Origin of the sequence: Pontiella agarivorans (assembly GCF_034531395.1) — a bacterium.
In the GTDB taxonomy this organism is placed as follows: Bacteria; Verrucomicrobiota; Kiritimatiellia; order Kiritimatiellales; family Pontiellaceae; genus Pontiella; species Pontiella agarivorans.
This window is the reverse complement of record NZ_JARVCO010000012.1, coordinates 533,687-552,941: the sequence shown is the minus strand read 5'-3', so window position 1 is coordinate 552,941 and position 19,255 is coordinate 533,687. Positions and strand designations below refer to the sequence as shown.

General features: G+C 51.2%; 13 protein-coding genes. 6 read left to right on the top strand and 7 right to left on the bottom strand.

Annotated elements, in window-relative coordinates:
- Window positions 1–13: 13 nt before the first annotated feature.
- The 4 genes from P9H32_RS15275 to P9H32_RS15260 form a co-directional block, all read right to left on the bottom strand.
- The gene (locus tag P9H32_RS15275; RefSeq protein ID WP_322609782.1) at window positions 14–1,351 is read right to left on the bottom strand and encodes a glycoside hydrolase family protein; all 1,338 of its coding nucleotides are present in this window, start codon (window positions 1,349–1,351) and stop codon (window positions 14–16) included.
- 18 nt (window positions 1,352–1,369) lie between these two features.
- The gene (locus P9H32_RS15270) at window positions 1,370–2,716 is read right to left on the bottom strand and encodes a glycoside hydrolase family protein (protein ID WP_322609781.1); all 1,347 of its coding nucleotides are present in this window, start codon (window positions 2,714–2,716) and stop codon (window positions 1,370–1,372) included.
- Between the two features lie 180 nt (window positions 2,717–2,896).
- Entirely contained in the window at window positions 2,897–5,335 is a 2,439-nt protein-coding gene (locus P9H32_RS15265; protein WP_322609780.1) for an alpha-amylase family protein, read from the bottom strand.
- Window positions 5,336–5,427: 92 nt separating this feature from the next.
- Window positions 5,428–6,720: a metallophosphoesterase family protein gene (locus tag P9H32_RS15260; protein WP_322609779.1), complete on the bottom strand. Its 1,293-nt coding sequence runs from the start codon at window positions 6,718–6,720 to the stop codon at window positions 5,428–5,430.
- 223 nt (window positions 6,721–6,943) lie between these two features.
- Between P9H32_RS15260 and P9H32_RS15255 the strand changes: the two genes are divergently transcribed.
- Window positions 6,944–7,369: an RNA polymerase sigma factor gene (locus P9H32_RS15255; RefSeq protein WP_322609778.1), complete on the top strand. Its 426-nt coding sequence runs from the start codon at window positions 6,944–6,946 to the stop codon at window positions 7,367–7,369.
- Here P9H32_RS15255 and P9H32_RS15250 read toward each other — a convergent pair.
- A complete protein-coding gene (locus P9H32_RS15250; RefSeq protein WP_322609777.1) occupies window positions 7,366–9,231 on the bottom strand; it encodes an SHD1 domain-containing protein in 1,866 nt (621 codons plus the stop codon). The genes P9H32_RS15255 and P9H32_RS15250 overlap by 4 nt on opposite strands.
- A gap of 679 nt (window positions 9,232–9,910) precedes the next feature.
- Between P9H32_RS15250 and P9H32_RS15245 the strand changes: the two genes are divergently transcribed.
- A complete protein-coding gene (locus tag P9H32_RS15245; protein WP_322609776.1) occupies window positions 9,911–10,510 on the top strand; it encodes an RNA polymerase sigma factor in 600 nt (199 codons plus the stop codon).
- A gap of 8 nt (window positions 10,511–10,518) precedes the next feature.
- On the top strand, window positions 10,519–12,735 hold the full coding sequence (locus P9H32_RS15240) for a protein kinase domain-containing protein (RefSeq protein ID WP_322609775.1): 2,217 nt from the start codon (window positions 10,519–10,521) through the stop codon (window positions 12,733–12,735).
- Between the two features lie 78 nt (window positions 12,736–12,813).
- Here the strand turns inward: P9H32_RS15240 and P9H32_RS15235 are convergent, their stop codons facing one another.
- Window positions 12,814–13,302, bottom strand: a complete 489-nt coding sequence (locus P9H32_RS15235; protein ID WP_322609774.1) for a VF530 family DNA-binding protein — start codon at window positions 13,300–13,302, stop codon at window positions 12,814–12,816.
- A 215-nt stretch (window positions 13,303–13,517) separates the two neighbouring features.
- On the opposite strand from P9H32_RS15235, the gene P9H32_RS15230 reads away from it, so the two are divergent.
- Window positions 13,518–16,115: an SNF2-related protein gene (locus P9H32_RS15230; protein WP_322609773.1), complete on the top strand. Its 2,598-nt coding sequence runs from the start codon at window positions 13,518–13,520 to the stop codon at window positions 16,113–16,115.
- Window positions 16,112–16,945 carry a putative RNA methyltransferase gene (locus tag P9H32_RS15225; protein ID WP_322609772.1) on the top strand — a complete coding sequence of 278 codons (834 nt, stop codon included), beginning with the start codon at window positions 16,112–16,114 and terminating at the stop codon, window positions 16,943–16,945. The genes P9H32_RS15230 and P9H32_RS15225 overlap by 4 nt, the downstream gene beginning before the upstream one ends.
- A gap of 43 nt (window positions 16,946–16,988) precedes the next feature.
- Here the strand turns inward: P9H32_RS15225 and P9H32_RS15220 are convergent, their stop codons facing one another.
- On the bottom strand, window positions 16,989–18,233 hold the full coding sequence (locus P9H32_RS15220; RefSeq protein ID WP_322609771.1) for a mechanosensitive ion channel family protein: 1,245 nt from the start codon (window positions 18,231–18,233) through the stop codon (window positions 16,989–16,991).
- 109 nt (window positions 18,234–18,342) lie between these two features.
- On the opposite strand from P9H32_RS15220, the gene P9H32_RS15215 reads away from it, so the two are divergent.
- Complete coding sequence (locus P9H32_RS15215) at window positions 18,343–19,182, top strand: alpha/beta hydrolase (protein ID WP_322609770.1); 840 nt, start codon at window positions 18,343–18,345, stop codon at window positions 19,180–19,182.
- Window positions 19,183–19,255 lie beyond the last annotated feature (73 nt).

The following is a 19,255-nucleotide window of genomic DNA, read 5'->3' as shown; positions in this document are numbered from 1 at the left end:
TTCCTATTGAATATTAGTTGGAAAGTTTGGCATACCCGAACAGCAGTGCGCCTGATTTGGTGCGGCCGATGAGCTTGGCCGCAAAATCATCGGCAGTGATTTCATGAGCCGAACCGGCAAAGGTGACGACACGATCCTTACCGGCGGTTTCTGATTTCAGCGTTGTAAAACCACGCCCGAAATCAACGGCTTTCGGTGCCCCGAAGGTCAGCGACTTGAGGTCCACCTCCTCCACCGGATCAAAGCCGTCTTCCGCCAATATCCTGACGCGAATCTTTTTCGTGCCTGCTGTGATCGGTTCCGTATTCAGAATCTGCAGACGGCGGGGAACGACGAGCGGAATGACAACGTTTTTCGAGCTATGGTTATCATTCGCGAGATCATTGTCTTTGATCACATCAATCACGGCAAAATTCATATGGGTGGCACGGCCGTATTGATCCTGTAACACCTTTGCACGTTCGAACTTATACCACTGCTCTTTCGTTCCGCCTTCGTGCTTCATCACCTCGGGCGTGTAGGCATAGCCGGGATCCCATTTCCAGTGAATGCCATCGGGAGAGCGCATATACAGGGCATAACGACGACGCCAATCATTCACAACCAAATGATACTGCACTTCATCTTTCCACATAACCGGATCTTCGAAGTCGTTTTCGATTTTCGGGTAGACGCTTTGCTCGGTCACCTGACGGAAATGCTCTTCGCCGTTATCACTGATGAACATGAAACCGTTTTTATTCATCATCAGTAGCGACCCATCTGCTCGCGGAATATAGGTGCGGCAGTGTGTATCCCACTCCTCTTTTTTCGAATCGAATGTAGCTTTAATTAGAGTCCAGGGCCCGTTTATAGTCGGTCCGGTGTAGGCCATCTCGCCCATAATGCCAATGGTAAACGTGCCGTCTTGGCGTCGATAAATTTCCGGGGTTACACCGGGGCCGATCACATCAATCACTTTATACGGTCCCAACGGACCGTCACTGATCGCATGCACCACTTCCGCAGCCCACCAGGTGTTGTGGCCGGACACTTTTCCCTTGATGTTGTTTTCCGGCCAACGGCAGACGAATAGGTGGTGTTTTCCATCCTCTCCTAGGATGATGTTTCCACCCCAATAGGAATATTCGGCATCTTCGAGCCCATTATTCACGTCGCGCGGAACCACATTTGTTGCGCCCCAGACATCAGAGCGCAGGGGACCACTCACAGGGACCGGCAGAAAGCGGTCAATAAAAGATCCGCCGTGAACCAATCCTTTCGGAGGGACATAATCCGATGCATACAGGGAGGTTGATATTCCAAGAAGCAAAGCGAACAGGCTGAATAGGGTCAGTGATTTATGGGTCATATTGATTCCTATTGAATATTAGTTGGAAAGTTTGGCATACCCGAACAGCAGTGCGCCTGATTTGGTGCGGCCGATGAGTTTGGCTGCAAAATTATCGGCAGTGATTTCATGAGCCGAACCGGCAAAGGTGACGATGAGATCCTTACCGGCGGTTTCTGATTTCAGCGTTGTAAAACCGCGCCCGAAATCAACGGCTTTCGGTGCCCCGAAGGTCAGCGACTTGAGGTCCACCTCCTCCACCGGATCAAAGCCGTCTTCCGCCAATATCCTGACGCGAATCTTTTTCGTTCCTGCTGTGATCGGTTCCGTATTCAGAATCTGCAGACGGCGGGGAACGACGAGCGGAATGACAATGTTTTTCGAGCTATGGTTATCATTCGCGAGATCATTGTCTTTGATCACATCAATCACGGCAAAATTCATATGGGTGGCACGGCCGTATTGATCCTGCCGCACTTTAGGCCGCTCGAATTTATACCATTTTTCCTGCGTACCGCCTTCGTGCTTCATGATCTCAGGCGTAAATGCAATGCCCGGCTCGGTTGTCCAATGAATGCCGTCCGGCGAACGCTTATAGTAGGCCACTCGGCCATACCAATCATTGTAAACCAAATGATACTGCACCTCATCCCTCCAGATAACCGGATCTTCATAGTGCCCTTGCGGCGGCCGTGTATAGGCAGATTCTTCTGTGAGGAGGTGGAAGTTTTCATCGCCCTTCTCGCTGAGCCATAGCGTGCCGGCCTTGCACATGGCCAGTACACTGCCGTCCTCCCGCGCCACATAGGTTCGGTTTTCATGCCAGTGCTTCGGAACATCCGTCCGGTCGAAGGTCGACACCACCTGCTCCCAAGGCCCTTCGAGAGATTCTGCACGATAGGCCTTCTTTCCCATCACCCCGATATACCACGTACCGGCAGCCGTCTGATAGATTTCCGGATTGTGTCCTTTGCCGATGGTGTCGACCACTTTATACGGGCCGAGCGGATCATCGCTGACCGCATGCACCACCTCCGAGCTCCACCAGGTATGATGCCCGGATGCTTTTCCGCCGCCCTTCACGTTATCTTCCGGCCAGCGGCAGACAAATAGATGATTTTTCCCATCGTCGCCTGCAATGATATTTCCACCCCAATAGGAATATTCGGCATCCTCGATCCCGTTATTCACATCACGCGGAACCACATTCGCCGCGCCCCAGACATCGGAACGAAGTTTTCCACGCAACGGAACCGGAAGAAAACGGTCTATAAAAGCTCCGCCCCGAACAAGGCCTTCCGGCTCGTGGTATACAGATTCTGCAGACTCGGCAGAGCCCATACCTATACCTAAAAAAATCAAAATGAATAAGCTACTACGTTTCATGTAATTTCCTTTTTCCGTTAAATCAGTACGATTCATTATCCATTTACCGCACCCGGTCATATGGACGGAGAATCAACCTCTCTCTGCGACTCATTTTGCAGAGCAATTATACACTAAAACCACAATAAATCATCGCTTACGGATGGATATCAAATTGCACATTCATCGGTGAGCCAGTCATCATCTGTAGTTCAGCGCCCACTCCACGTCGGAATTAACAGAAGCCGTGAGCGTCAAAGAAGTGAGACCGGCAACAGCATGTGGCAACCGTTCAACGTCGCCGCCTTTTGCGGTTGCTTCCGACACGTTGCCCCCATTATCAGCGACTACAATTCTGAATGGCTCACCACCAATAACATGAGCTGTTCCACTCAATACTTTAGTGGTCGAATCCCATTGAACATTCTTCAGATCAACCCAGCCCTGAAGTAAATGACGATCGGTGCTGATCACCTGAGGGTGAGGCCGTGCTTTTCGCAGAGAAATCATGGCACAACAGTTCGGGTTCAGTTCCCATTCAAGGCGAGCGGTTCCCGGCAGCTTTCCCAGATAGGTATCTGTCCAGAATTCATAGGCATGATAGTCCTCCGACGGATCCAGCCCCACCGCATTCCCGATCCGTTCCCCGCTGATCGCCGTAGAAACCTTTCGCGTCTTTTTCCCGGTGTTATAGAGCGCGATCTGATGCCAGTCAGGCGTGAGCTCCAGATCATAAACCTGAGGATCCCTCACTCCCGTAAAGGCATCCAGTGGCCGCGCGGTAATCGGCTCGCGATAATGCGGATAACTGCGCGATACGATGCGGGTGATCTCCGGAGTAAAAAGGGAGAACGAGGTGGATAGATCCAGGCGCCCGCTAGTCAGAAAATTCATCGTTATCAACGATTGCTGAATTTCTTTGGAAAGATTATGCAGCGCCTTGGTATCGGAATAATAGTTGAAAACAGTGCGGTTTTTATACCAGCGCAAACCGCTGCGAGAGGTCATTTCCGGTTCAAATTTATTGGAATCCCACCAGGTACGCTGAGTATCCACCAGTCCGGCCGTAACATCCAGACAAGGGCGCCCCGAACATCCCAGATTACGTTCATCAATAAGACCGTCTTCTCCCATGGCCTCCCGTAATAATGCAAAAGCACGACGGTAGGCCGAGTTACACGTGGCATACCGATCATCAAAACCACCTTCCGCGCACCATGCCGTGACCGGATAATCAACTTTAACGCCGCGGATGCCATCGGCCCGCAACTTGCTCCAGACCTTCAGGAAGTGTTTAGAAAATTCTTTATCGGTATAATCGTAGGTTACATACGGCTCATGATGACTGTGTTTCAAATGAACCCCTTTTTTCACGATCCCCTTGCCGTATTTTTTTCGATCCACATCCGAACCGTCGTTGAAAAGCATGTATTGCGGAAACTCCCGCACGAAATCATCGGACGGCATCCCCAACTGCATATAGATGTAGGGCACCCCGTTCGAAGCCGTCAACGCATCACTCCACGACGCAATGGTTTCATACGGCGGTACGAGATGCCCGAATTTGCGCATATGTTCATCATCCCACCAACCCTGCTCAGTATCGAAATGATATTTATCGGGCTCAAGACGAAGTGCAACCTGAGTATACCGGGTCAATCCGCACGCATTGGCCGCTGCAAGTTCTTCAACCAGTTTAGCCGAATTGTTGACACCGGGCAATTTACTCATATGCCCCACGCTCCAACCGCATAAGATCGGAAAATCGTAGACATTGGGCTTTGCATGATTGGCCAGACGCATGGTGCGTCCATAGCGTTCCAATGCATCGAAGGGTTCTCGCGTGTAGACATCCAGATAAAAGGTATCCCGGGCCAGATAGGTCTCCTCTCTATCAACTAAACGTCCCACAGGATCTTCGGCGAAGAAACCCGGCGATCCATCTCGTAATGTGGCAATCATTGCAAAATCGCTGTAACTGAGTCCGCCCCACACCACACTGCGCCGTTCGCCGTCAACCCGCGTGGTCAGCATCAGGCTGTTGACCGAAATGCGCGATAAGCCCTTCTTCACAAGAGTCGGCTCCGATCCTGCTGTTCCGTTCAGTGTGATCAGCTCGGTCATCGGTCGTCCGTCAAAAAGCCGGCCTCCGGCCAGAGGCTGACTTTTCATCAGTCGCATACTGATATAATGAGGTGCCTTCATGCCGAATCCGATCACGAGGGCCGGATTGTTTTCATACAATGTATATGAAAACAGGTGCTGAGGGGGCTTCGGCCCACTGCCGTGATAAGATCCATAACGGAGCAGGTTCCAGTCCATCACTTCCAAAATGACGCGTTTTCCATGACCGAGTGCATCCTGCACGTCATCAACCCTCATTACCTTAACGGATGCGGGCGCTTCACCGGACGGCAATGCAAAGCGCGCATCCGAAAGCAGCGGTTCACTGCTTTTTGCATCCTGAATGGAAAAGGTTGCCGCCTTGTAATCAAAGGCAACGGAAATCAGTCCATTGTCCAGCGTCTGTTCATGGAACGACACCGCTTCAGCCTGCAGGGTCAAACTGAGCGGGACGCATAGTAAAAGAACGATCTGCTTGGCTAAACTATGTTTTCGTTTCCGTTTCGTACATTTCATAACACATCCTCTGAAATCATATCTCTTTTCGGTTTATAGTGACGTCATCTCTACCTAAAAGAGATTCGCAGTGCGCCCCGGAATCTGTTGCCCTAAATTCCATGTTTTTGATTCAACCACGAGGCCTCAGCAAAGGACTGCTTAAACAGCACGCGACCGTGCAGATCTGTAATTTGGATCAGCATGCTTGCCTGGTCATTGATCAGCTGCGCATCAATAAGCGTTAACGTTGCCTGTTCCGGCTTCGGACCACCACCGATAAACTGGTGCACGGGCATATCCGTTGTGGGCATGTCATGGCGGGCCACGTGGGTATGACCGCTGATAATGCCTTGAAAACCAGCCGCTTTGAGTTGCGGAAGCCAAAGTCTGGCACCGAAACCACTGTAACGCGCATACCCTTTAAGGGTTGTCCCATCCGGCTGTCCCTCAAGCCCGCGCAATGGAATGTGACAGACGGCAACTTTAAAAGGGGCATTCCGGATTTCCTCCTGCTGCAATACCCCTTTCAGCCAGACGGCTTGGTTTTCCCGGTAGGGTTCGTAAGCGGCCGTTCCGGCAAAGACCGGATGACGGTCCGGTTTGTCTTCGCCCGTATCCAGTATGACTAAAGCCAGCGGGCCAAAACGCAGCGCTTGATTATAAGGAAGTTCGGTTGATTCCGGGCAAGGTGAAAAGATCTTCACAATTTCCCGGGCGCGTTCCCCGCGAACATCGTGATTCCCGTTGGAATAGAGCAACGGACGCGTAGCCGCCCATGCCATGCTTAAATCATTAACTGGGTTAAGCAGAATTTGCTCCGGTGCATCATTGCCATTGAAATCATTACAGGTGTCTCCATTCCAAATCAGTACATCAGGCTGCAACGCTTCAATCTGTGTATTCAGACGGCGCAGGGTTTCGGCATTTTCATGTGTATCATTAATGCTGACCACCCGAATATTTTGAGCATTGGGATCGGGAAGGCGCAAAGCATAGACAGGCGTTGACTGCGGCTCACCGCGCTCTAGTTTATACGCATTTTTATAGTGCAGCGGCTGCGCTACAACACGGTAATAAATGGGTGTATGGGTCGGAAATGCTTCGCTGTGATTGACCCGTATGTGTAAAACCCGATCATCCGCGGCCACCAGTCCATGCTGACTCGCCACCGCAGTAAAGGCCAGGTTATCTTTTTCAAATCCATACTCAACCCACGCCGTGGCAAGGCCGGAAACCGCCAGGCTGATGCCCAGGCCGGCTGCTCGCGGATTCTGTACCACAGGCGGACTGGCAATCAGCGCTTTTCCGGGGCTGGCGGGGGCTTCCGATGCCCGCGCGGCAGCCATTGACGTCATGGCGATTCCATGAACAGAGAGGGTTCCGATAAATTGACAGCGATTCATTCGAGCAGGCATCATGCAGTTCTTTTAATATTTTACATTTATCATTATTCGAGGAGCGTCAATGTCCCGATTCTGAAACCCACTCCAACAGTCCTTCTATATACTCTCTTTACGACCTTGCTTAAGCTGGCGAAACAGAAAAATGAAAAAAGCTTCCTATATTGAAGCTTGATTGAAATGGGGACCATGGATAGCGTTTAAATGCTGATGAACGGGGACACACATGCCTGATGAATGGGTAACAAAACAAACACTGCTTCAACGGGCCAGAAATCGTGATGACGAAGAAGCCTGGAATGAATTTGTCAAATATTACACGGGATTCATTCACGCCGTCCTCCGCCAGATGTCTTTTTTCAGTAAAGATTTTGATGATGTCACACAGGAAATCATGGTTAAAATCTGGCGGAATCTCTCCACCTTCGATGGTGAAAAATATCAGGTTCATTTTCGGACATGGCTATCCAGCCTGATTCGGAACTATGCCATCGACTATATCAAAAAAAATCAGGGATATAACAAACGCCGCGACAAAGCTGCGGAACTGCAAGGTGAAGAACAGCTGATTTCCCAAACAGATTTAGACCAGATCGTTGAACAGGAATGGGTCAGGCATCTGACAGAGGCGGATCTAAAATTAAGGCCCTAGTTTTCTCTGAGGTCAGACCTCGCTTCAGGTGGCGTCGGCAGACACCGGTTTATATCTTTATCGAAGTACCATCCATTCTGCAGATTTTTAAATTTATCCAGATTCCGGAAAAAGTTTTCGCTGGAGCTTTCATAAGCAATAATTTCGCTGCGCTTATCGCGAATAACAACAAGGTAGCCTCCATAGCGTTGCCCCCTCCGTTCATCACTAATAATATAGTCCAGCATTTCCACTTCCCGACCTGAGAATTCATGAATGAAATTATTTTCCCTGGTCAAAGTAAAAGAGGAGGTCGTGTGATCCAGCAAAATATGTTTCTCGCCACCGACTTCCTCCCCGATAGCATAAAATTCAGCAGTCAGTTCCAGACCGTATGGCCGCATGCTGATTTGCTCGACCGAAGCAGAAAACGTATAGAATGATCCGCGAACCGGTGGTGCATCACCGGTATAAGTATCCCCGAATTTGCGAACTTTAGTGGATTTCGAGAAATTAATGTTCAGTTTCGGAGGATTCGAGAGTAGCACAAATTCACGATCATCCTGCGCCAATGCACCCAACGGAATTTTGACCTGCTTACCGCGAATCGTCTTGAGGATAACTTTTCCGGAAACAGCAGATAAATATTCCGCCTCAATCGTTCGGCCCTTTTCCGTAGTCCAGATCCGCATCGTAGATGGTTCAGGCTCAATATCCTCCTCTACCGCCGGTTCTGCATCTCCGAAAGCAACTGGCTCCGGCGTAGAGATCTTCGCGGTATAATAATCATTGAACACGGGACCATTCGTCAGCGAACACTCTCCCTCCGCCAGGAACTTTGAAATTTCAGTCAGCTGATCCCAGGAAAACTCTTCCATTTTGAAAGCCGGAAGCAAAGGACCGCCCGAACGTGAGATCGGATATTCCTCGCCCTCGACTTCAACCAGAAGCATACCGGCCACCTCTCCGCCCTTCCATTCCCCGAACAGCACCTTCATATCCACCGGTTCACCCGCCTTTAATTCAATCCAGTCACCGATCACCATCCGCTGATTACCCAAAACATAAGTACGATCGCCTCCGACAGTACTCGACCACCAGTCAAACCAGGAATGATGAATAGCCAGGGCACTCATCAGAACTTCCTTACCGTCAACATTTACAAAAATATAAGCATCCCCAATACCCCAGAACCGGAATTTAATATCTTCTTTATGAACCAGTTTTCCTTCGTATTTGATAAAAAGAAAATAATCTTCCAGCTCCTGAACACCGAAAATACCGGGAGCTATTGCCGTAGGAACCGGTGGCACCATAACATGTGTGGAATATATTTTTTTCGGGGACTGATAATACTTCGAAAGTACCGAGCCTTTCCACCCGCTTAAGATATATTTACGGAGGATATCACGAAACTGGTCGGGTCCCATACTGATTGTTCCGCCATTTCGATCATGCAGCAGAGAATACACCACTCCTTCTAAATCGTTGCCAATACTCTGTTCGCTACCGAAAACACTCATTTCCGAAATATCGGAGACAATATCAAATCCTCCGATATCACCATCAAAGCCGTTCCCCATAATATTCATTTCCGGCAGCTGAACTTCGGGCATATTCGCCTTTTGCACTTTAGTCACAATGCGTCGCATCGACTTGGGCCGGGCGGATTTCTTCATTTTCACCCTCGGTTTTTTCAACTTCATCTTCGGTCGGTCAACGGGCTTAGGAGGGACAAACTTTTTCTCTTCCTTTTTAGTCACATTAAAGACCACCAGCATACCGGCCAGCATAAATGCCGCAGCATGAATGGAAATACTGATAACAAAACCGCTCGCCCCCCCTTTATTGATATTTCTCCGTCCTTTAACCTTCGTTTTCATCCTGCTCCCTACTATTTGTTTCGTTCTATATAGTGTTGATTAGGCTTGAGATCGCCCGGTTGTCTGGATAACCATTGATTAGGTGGAAATATTCAGGTTCTTCGCGACCAAACTTCCGTAACCGGACGTTCCCTTGTGAAAACAGTCCGTTGAAATCCGTCGAACCCTCCCAGCCACACGTAAAGATCGCGCATACCACGGCGATGACTGCACCACCTGCCTGCTTAATAGCGAACAGTTTACTCTTCCCACTCCTCCTTTTTCCTTCTTCACGAATAGATATCCCCGGGCATGCCCGGGCTTCTATGGCTTCGCTTCGCCAGTTTACAGCCCCATCTGAATCCTTCCATCCCCGGTATTCGACATACCGAATGATTGTTTCTTCATCAATACCCACACTGCTGATGAAGTACCCGGAAACCAATGCAGCATGTTCTTTCCAACACACCTTTGAGAACCATTCAAATTTCTCCCGCAAAACCGACGGCGATTAGCTGTTAAGTGCTCAACCACCTCAACAATGCTGTATTTCGGTGGAATGACCATAACCATTATATACTCCCTCTTACGACCTTGCTTAAGCTGGCGAAACAGAAAAATGAAAAAAGCTTCCTATATTGAAGCTTGATTGAAATGGATGCCATGGATAGCGTTTAAATGCTGATGAATGGGGACACACATGCCTGATGAATGGGTAACAAAACAAACACTGCTTCAACGGGCCAGAAATCGTGATGACGAAGAAGCCTGGAATGAATTTGTCAAATATTACACGGGATTCATTCACGCCGTCCTCCGCCAAATGTCTTTTTTCAGTAAAGATTTTGATGATGTCACACAGGAAATCATGGTTAAAATCTGGCGGAATCTCTCCACCTTCGATGGTGAAAAATATCAGGTTCATTTTCGGACATGGCTATCCAGCCTGATTCGGAATTATGCCATCGACTATATCAAAAAAAATCAGGGATATAACAAACGCCGCGATAAAGCTGCGGAACTGCAAGGTGAAGAACAGCTCATTTCCCAAACAGATTTAGACCAGATCGTTGAACAGGAATGGGTCAGGCATCTGACCGCAACCGCCCTCAATTCTATCCGCAAATTATTTTCAGGGGTGGCCGTAGAGGCCTTCGAACTCTCGCTGGAAGGAAAATCATCCAGAGAGATTGGCAAAGAACTCGGTATTAATCCCGAATCCGTTCGCACATTAAAAAACCGGGTCAGACAGCGGCTGATGAAAGAGATTGCCCAGCTTCGTAAAGAACTCGAACGTTAATGGATAAAATGGATCATTCAGAAACTTCGCCTAAACTTACCCGGCTCATGTCGCTGTATTATGAAAGCGAAACTGCAGAACGCGACTTTAAGCCCGAATTTTCCCCCATCTACTCCGAACTGGAACCCACCACGACTCACTTTCAGACGGATGTCCTGCTTGCACGAGGCGGGATGAAATCTATTTTTCGAGTCTTCAATCCAAAAACCGCACGCTATGTGGCCATGGCCCGGCTCAACCCGGGCTCCCCGGAAGAACTTTATGAGCCTTTCCTGCGCGAAGCCCGCCTGACAGCCCAGCTGGATCATCCCAATATCATCAAGGTCTACGATATTGGCCTGAATGCAGACTCCACGCCCTACTTCATTATGGAGCTGAAAACCGGCGAAAGTCTGGATGTCATCATCAACCGGAATCACAGCAGCCCGAATAAACACCTGAGTAAGGATGTCCTGGCTTCGCTTTTGAATATCTTTCTTAAAATATGCGATGCCATTGACTACGCCCACTCGCAGAATGTCCTTCATCTGGACCTGAAACCTCAAAACATTCAGGTAGGCGCGCACGGGGAAGTGGTGGTTTGCGACTGGGGCCTCGGAAAACTCATCGGTAATCAGGACTATGACGGCGGTGATTTTGATCGACTGCTGCTCAACCCCGATTTACTCAATAATATGACGCTCTCCGGCCGGATAAAAGGCACCCCCGGTTTCATGGCTCCCGAACAGGCTGAAGGAAAAGAGGATAAATCCTTCCAGACGGACATCTATTCGCTGGGGGCCATTCTCTATTCAATGCTGACCAATGCCCTCCCGGTTACCGGGGAAACGCCTGAAAAAGTTCTGGAACAAACCTGTCAAGGCCTCATCATTCCCCCGGCCACCCGCTGCCCCGATGCACAGATTCCACCGGCACTTTCGGCCATTACCCTCAAAGCATTGGCACTGAACCCCAAGCACCGCTATGCCTCCGTAAGCGAAATGCGGCAGGATTTGCTCAACTACCAGAATGGATTTTCAGCGACTGCGGAAAACGCCGGTTTCTTTCGGGAAATGCGCCTCTTCTATCTGCGTCAGAAAAAGATACTCAACCTGTCCGGCATATTTATCCTGCTTTTAATTCTGGCCGCCGGCATTGCTTTTGCGCTCATTCATAATAGCCGCGAAGAGGCCATTAAGGCCCTCGCCGAACTCCAGATTGAAAAAGAGGAACGCCAAAGACTCGGACGGGATGCAGCCCCCCAATATCACGAAAGAGCACTGAATGCGCTATCCAGAGGAAACATTGAAGGCGCATTTAATCACATAAAAACGGCTGCAGTTCTCGACAGCACAAACGTCGAATACCACAATCTTCTGGCGGCCCTCTATTTCATGAAAGGGCAGTATAGAAAAGCCGATCAAACCTTTTGGGAATATCCTCAATCTCTATACCGAATGATTCGGGATGTTAACCAGGCATTCATGAAAAACAACCTGACCCGGGAAGAGGAATATATACAGGTTGAGAAGATGCTTAAAAACTGCAGCCAAATCAAATCGACTCCGCTCACCATGGCCCTCTTCATGCATTGGGCACTGGATGAAAGAGAGGATTTCAGAAAACTCGCACAGACCTATATCCCCTTCAAAAAAGAACTGTGTGCTGAAATTCTGGCCTATCTGGAGCAACAAAATAATTCCGGCGCAGCCTCGGAATTACTCCTTCGGGTTCTCCAAACGCTACAGGCCTCTCCAGACTGGATCGGCAGACGGATTCCTGCCGCCCGCGGGGCAAAACTGTCTGAAAACAAAGAAATGAAAAAACAGTTTGAAGAACTCATTCCCGACAACCTTGTGCTCGGTCAACCCCTCACCTCAATGGGAGGAGTGAGAAGCAATCCGGAATTCGCCGTCGACGGGATCATCACCGAAAGCAACTATTGGTCTGCAGCGCCGCTTCCCGCTCAAATCGATATTGATCTAGGGGATATCCACACCATTTCCAAGATCAAAGTATTCACCAATGATTTCGCCAAGGAAGCCCGCACTTTTCGTTACGACATACTGCTTTCAACACAGCAGGGAAGCTACACCGGTGTCGCCTCCCGAACCCACCGCGATGACCTCGCCTCAACCGTTCACGAATACGAAATCGAGCCATTCTCCGCCCGCTTTATTCGCCTTAAAATCAACTATCACTCCGGCCCGATCCCCCTTCATATCCATGAATTCGAGGTGTACTGAATAGTAAAATGAAGTCCCCGGTCGGTCCCGCAAATTCAGCACATCGACGTGTTCAGACCAGATGCTTTTTCAAATCCGCTATCGCGGCTTTTTAAAGGGCGAACTGGAAAATTTGGATTTAAAAGAACTCTCTCCCGGCTCTTCAAATTCCCGATAATCTCTCGACTCCCGGTGCGGCGGCCGCTTCGGCGCACGTTTTCCCGGCGGAAGCAGCGCCTCACGCTCAGCCTGCAGCGCTTTGATTTCTTCCGGTTTTAGCGGGCGCGGTTTTTTCGGCTTCACCTTAAGGGGAAAACCGCGTTCTCGCGGTTTCAGCGCCATCTGCTCCGGACTCCCCTTCGGCATGCCTTTGTAGACATAAAGATAAAATTCCTCCACGCGGTTTCGCGCCCATTCCGCCTTTTTCAAAAAAGCCAGCGCACTGGGAATCGTCGGCTGGATCCGGAAACATTTCAGTTCAATCGCGGCATCCAGCGTACGCCATCCGTAAAATTCCACCAGCTCCGTCAACATCGCTTCAGCCGAAAGGCCGTGCAGCGGACTGTTCTGCAGTTCTTCATTCTCCATAGTCTATCCTCTATCAAATTTGCAACCCGGACCATACTACGGATCCGTGCGCGAAACAGGGATTAAACCACCGCATTTTTTCATTCAGCCGGCAGGGCACAACGGCCGGGCGGGCCGGTCCGTTGGGTATAAGCGCACCCGGCGATCGCGCCCGGCCCCAACTCATTCTCATTAAACATTTCCCTCCCGTGCGGTTTCCCCTACTCTCCGCCGCCATGCAGAACTTTTTTCCCGGACAACGATGGATCAGCGAAACCGAACCCGAGCTGGGGCTCGGCATTGTCGTTGAAGCGAATACCCGAACCGTGCAGGTCTTTTTTCACGCCGCCGGCGAAATGCGGAACTATGCCGCTTCGAATGCGCCGCTGAATCGCGTGCGCTTTGCTGAAGGCGATGAAGTAAAATCCAACGACGGAAAAACGTTCGTCATCGCCGCCGTTGAAGAGGAGCCCCATGGATTGGTGGCCTACTGCGCAGACGATGGGTTCCGGCTGCCGGAAACCGAGCTCTCCGACACGTCGGGATTCGACCGTCCGGAAACTCGGCTGCTCAACGGCCACGTTGATGAAAACGTCCTGTTTGACCTGCGGCTCGAAACGCTGCGTGCACGGCATCGCTATTCCAGCCTGCCTGTTCGCGGATTGCTCGGCGCGCGGATCGACCTCCTGCCCCATCAGCTTTACATCGCGCACGAGGTGAGCAACCGTCCACTGCCCCGCGTACTGCTGGCCGATGAAGTCGGGCTGGGAAAAACCATTGAAGCCTGTCTGATTCTGCATCGGTTAATGGTGTGCAACATCGTGCAGCGCGTTCTGATTCTCGTACCCAACGCACTGGTGCACCAATGGTTCGTGGAGCTGCTGCGCCGCTTCAACCTTTCTTTCAGTATTTTTGATGAAGAACGCTGCGCTGCCATCGAAACCGGTGATCCCGTAACAAATCCCTTTCTGGATGAACAGCTCGTACTCACCAATATCGAATTTCTGGCCGGAAATCCACAGCGGGCCGCGCAGGCTGCTGCCTGCAAATGGGATCTGATGATTGTCGACGAAGCGCATCACCTGCACTGGTCGCCGGAAAACAGCAGTATTGAATACACCATCGTTGAACAGTTTGCCCGCGCCATTCCCCGCCTGTTGCTGCTGACGGCGAGCCCGGAACAGATGGGGCTCGAAAGTCATTTTGCCCGCCTGCACCTGCTCGATCCGCAACGCTATCCGGATGTTGAGCGTTTCATGGCCGAACACGCGCACTATGCCGATGCCGCGCAAACCATCGAAGCCGAACTCGATACCCTCACGGAGCAGGAATTGGCCGAGGCCCTCGACCGTCACGGCGCCGGCCGCGTGATTTTCCGGAATACCCGTCGGAACATGACCGGATTTCCAAAGCGCATTCCGCATCTCGTTCAACTGGAAGACGAGGCGGCGCCCAGACCCGCCGTTAACTGGCTCGTCGGATTTATCCACGGGCACCCTGCCGAAAAAATTCTGGTCATCAGCAAAACCGCGGCAGAAGTCACAGCACTGGTTGAGGCCATTAAAAAGCAGTCGGGTGTCGATATCGCCAATTTCCACGAAAAGATGCCGCTGGTACAGTGCGACCGCCAGGCCGCCTGGTTTGCCGAACCGGACGGAGCACAGGTAATGGTGGTTTCCGAGATGGGCGGCGAGGGGCGCAACTTCCAGATGGCCTCGCATCTGGTGCTCATCGATCTTCCGGACGATCCCGAACTGCTGGAACAGCGCATCGGCCGTCTGGACCGCATCGGCCAGCGCGGCGATGTGCATATTCATGTCCCCTACCTCAGCGGTTCCGAAGAGGCGCAGACCGTTCGCTGGCTGCATGAAGGGCTTAATGCATTTGCCGAACCGGTGATCGGCGGCTATGAAATGTTCGAACGGTTTAAAAACCGGCTCGATCAGGTTACCGATGCGGTCATCGCGGAAACCCGATCGGAGTATTCCAGGGTTCGGAAACAGATTGAATCCGGCCGGGATCGCCTGCTTGAACTCTCTTCATTCCGGCCGGAAATCGGACGGGAAGTGGTCGAAGAAATCCGATCCTGCGAACAGACCGACGACCTGCAGCAGTATCTGCTGAACCTTTTCGATCAATATGGCATACGAGTCGAAGCCCTGGACCGGCATTCTTTTCATATCCGCCCGGATCAGCTGTTTGATGAATGGTTCCCGCTGCCGCCCGACGGCCTGCGTATCACCTTCAGCCGCAGCGAAGCGCTGGTGCATCCCGACACGATTCTGATGAGCTGGGATCATCCGATGGTTACCGGTGCCGGAGAAATGATCAGCAGTACCGAACGCGGAAGCTGTGCCATTGCCGTGGATCCCGCACAGGATGTTCCGCTGAAACTGCAGGCCGTTTATATCCTCGAAACCGTGGCTCCGCCCGGATTGAATGCAGACCGCTTTCTTCCCCCCACCCCCATCAGCATTTCCATTGACCATGCCGGAACCGAAACCGAGGAAACCACCACCCGCCATCTCAAAGACGGTGAATCGTGGAAACTGCTGGAACACGAAGGCGTTCGCACACAGATGATCCCGAACATGCTCGAAACCAGTAAAACCATGGCGGAACAGCAGGCGGAAAACATCCGTTCCGAAGCGCGGCAGCAAATGCTTAAAACGCTGGGGGCCGAGTTCCAGCGTCTGGAACATCTGCAGAAAGTGAACGATAATATCCGCGACGACGAACTCCGCCACGCCCGCAAATCCATTTCCAGACTCGACCGGCTTCTGGCCGATGCCCGGCTGCGGCTTGACGCCATCCGTATAATCACAGCAGTATGATTCTTCCAACACCATCCCCCATCCGCTGCCCCGTCTGCAGCGAGCCGCTTATGCTGCAAGACAACATGATTGCCTGCCAAAACGGCCATCCGTTTAACATCGCCCGCGAAGGATATGCCAACCTGCTGCTGAGTCATCAGCGAAAAGCAAAACAGCCGGGCGATGATCCGGAAATGGTTATGGCCCGCCGGCGTTTTTTTGATTCCGGGGCATTTGATGTCCTCACCGAGGCTGTAACCGAACTTCCAACGATTGGAAACGACGATAATGCGGTACTGGATTGCGGCTGCGGCGAGGGTCACCTGCTTGGAACGCTGAGCGAAAAATACCGCGGTTTTTTCTGCGGGATCGATATTTCAAAAAAGGCGATACAGGTCGCGTCCAAACGTTGGAAAAATGCCGCGTGGTTCGTGGCCAACGGCATGCGAAACATTCCGGTTGCAACGAATTCAATGGACAGCATTCTCAGCATTCTGGCCCCGCGCAACAACGACGAGTTTCACCGCATCCTTAAGCCGGACGGGGTGCTGATCATCGGCGTGCCCGGCTTTAATCATCTGATCGAGCTTAGAAAACAGCTTCAGTTTTCATCGGGCGATTTCAAGGAAAAGGCCGATACCGCAGCGGAAAAATGCGCCCCCCTTTTCGAGGAGGCAAACCGCATCGCCGTCAGCGGAAAAGTCGCCCTGAACCGTGAACAGATCACCGACCTGATCCGGATGACCCCGATTTTCTGGCGATCATCCGACGCCGCCAAAGCCGCCGTCATGCAACTCAGCTCGTTGACCGTGACTGTCAGTTTTACGCTGCTGAGGATGACGAAAAAATAGTCCCCGGTTCCCACAAGGCAGGACCCGACCCAAACTGTGCGGCCTACCTTATGCTCAGGGCGGCAATGTCGTTGCCGGAAGGCTGCTGATAGACGCGCAGGCCGAACTCCGGAATTGCGGCCAGAATGTGATCAAAAATATCGGCCTGAATACTTTCGTAAGCAGCCCAGTTTTTATCGGCGCTGAACACATAAATTTCAATCGGCAGTCCCTGTGGCGTCGGTTGCAGATGACGGACAAGAAAGGTCATGCCTTTGTGAATTTTCGGATTGCTGCGCAGATAGTTCTCCAGATAGGCGCGAAAAATTCCGAGGTTGGTCTGCCGGCGGCCGTTCACCATTGTAGAGGACAGATCAATATTTTTCTCCGCGTTGGCGGCGTTGATTTCCTCCTGCGTTTTAACGACGTAGTCTTTAAGCAGTTCCATGGCCTGGAACTTTTCAAGCATGGCTTCGTCGGCAAACTGAACCGTGTTCATATCAATACAGATGGAACGTTTAATCCGCCGTCCGCCGGATTCACTCATCCCGCGCCAGTTTTTGAATGAATCAGAGATCAGGGCATAGGTTGGAATCGTGGTGATGGTCTTGTCCCAGTTTCGGACTTTTACCGTGTTCACCGACACTTCGATCACATCGCCGTCGGCGCCGTATTTGGGCATTTCGATCCAGTCGCCTTCGCGCACCATATCGTTGGCACCCAGCTGAATTCCGGCCACAAAACCGAGAATGGAATCCTTGAAAACGAGCATGGTGACGGCGGTCATCCCTCCCAAGAGCGTGAACAGCCCCCACGGCTCCTTATTGAGCAGCACCGATATCATGAAAATGGATGCCAGAAAATAGGTGACCAGCTGCAGCGCCTGAAAAAGCGGGCGGATCGGCTTGCGGTGTTCATCCATGCAGGAGTGATAAACATCCGATACCGCATTCAGAAAGGCCTCGACCGTGCGGGCACCGATAAAAATGATGACTGCAAACACCACGCGCTTAATCAGCACAAAACCGCCCGGCGCAATCCGTTCCAGACCAATGGCAATAACGGTGAGCGGAATCAGCCGCAGCAGGCGGTGAAACACGCGCGACTCCATCAGCTTGTCGTCCCACTTATTCGACGTTTTCTCGGTGATACGGCGAATCACCTTGAGCAGATAGTTTTTGAGAATCCAATACACGGCATAGGCCACAGCAAAAATCAGTGCGGCGGAAATCACCAGTGCAAACTCATCGGCCGACGCTTCCGGCGTGCCGTAGGAAATCAACAGATCCTGAATCCACTTAACCAACATACTATCCTTCCTTTCAAAAGCCGAAAACTCTACCGGGTTATTTTAAAAAATGCACCTGTATATCGTTCCGGGATTGACGAAACCCACCAGAAACTCTCACAGTATCCGCATGAAACTGATGGTCACACTTTTACTTTTAAGCACAGCCTTTTCAGCCCTCGCTGACCCACTGAAACCCAACAATATTGTGCCGTTTAAAGAAACGCCTCAGGGAGAGCTTCGCCTGCACTTCTTCAATCCCGCCGGATTGAATAAAAATAACAAACGTCCAGCCATCATTTTTTATTTCGGCGGCGGCTGGCACAGCGGATCCCCCTCACAGTTCTACCCCCAGGCCAAACACCTGGCGGATCGAGGCATGGTGGCCATCTGTGCCGAATACCGTATCAAAAAAACGCACAGCACCGATCCGCGGGCCTGCGTGATGGATGCCAAATCCGCCATGCGCTGGGTGCGGCAGCGGGCGAAAAATCTGGGGATCGATCCCAACCGTATTGCTGCCGGCGGCGGCTCCGCCGGCGGGCATCTGGCGGCCGCCACAGCCACCCTGTCCTGGTTCGATGAACCCGGCGAAGATTCATCCGTCAGCTGCGTTCCCAATGCGCTGGTGCTGTTCAATCCGGTGTATGACAACTCAGAAAACGGCTACGGCCATGACCGTGTTTCCAAATACTGGAAAGAATTTTCCCCTCTGCATAAGCTCAAACCGGGTATGCCTCCGACCATCGTTTTCCTCGGCACCAACGACAACCTCATCCCCGTTGAAACCGCCGAAAAATTCCAGAAAATCATGAAAGACAACGGCGACCGCTCCGAACTTGTTCTCTATAAAGACATGCCCCACGGCTTTTTCAATCCGGACAAAGAAAACAACAGATACAAAGAAACCCTCGCCGAAACAGATGCGTTTCTCGTTTCATTGAAATGGCTGAAACCGCAAAAGAAATAATCCCCGCTAACCCCGTCCGAATACAGCGCTAAACTTCAGCACAAAAGGTTAACGGAACTTAACTGTTTTTCCG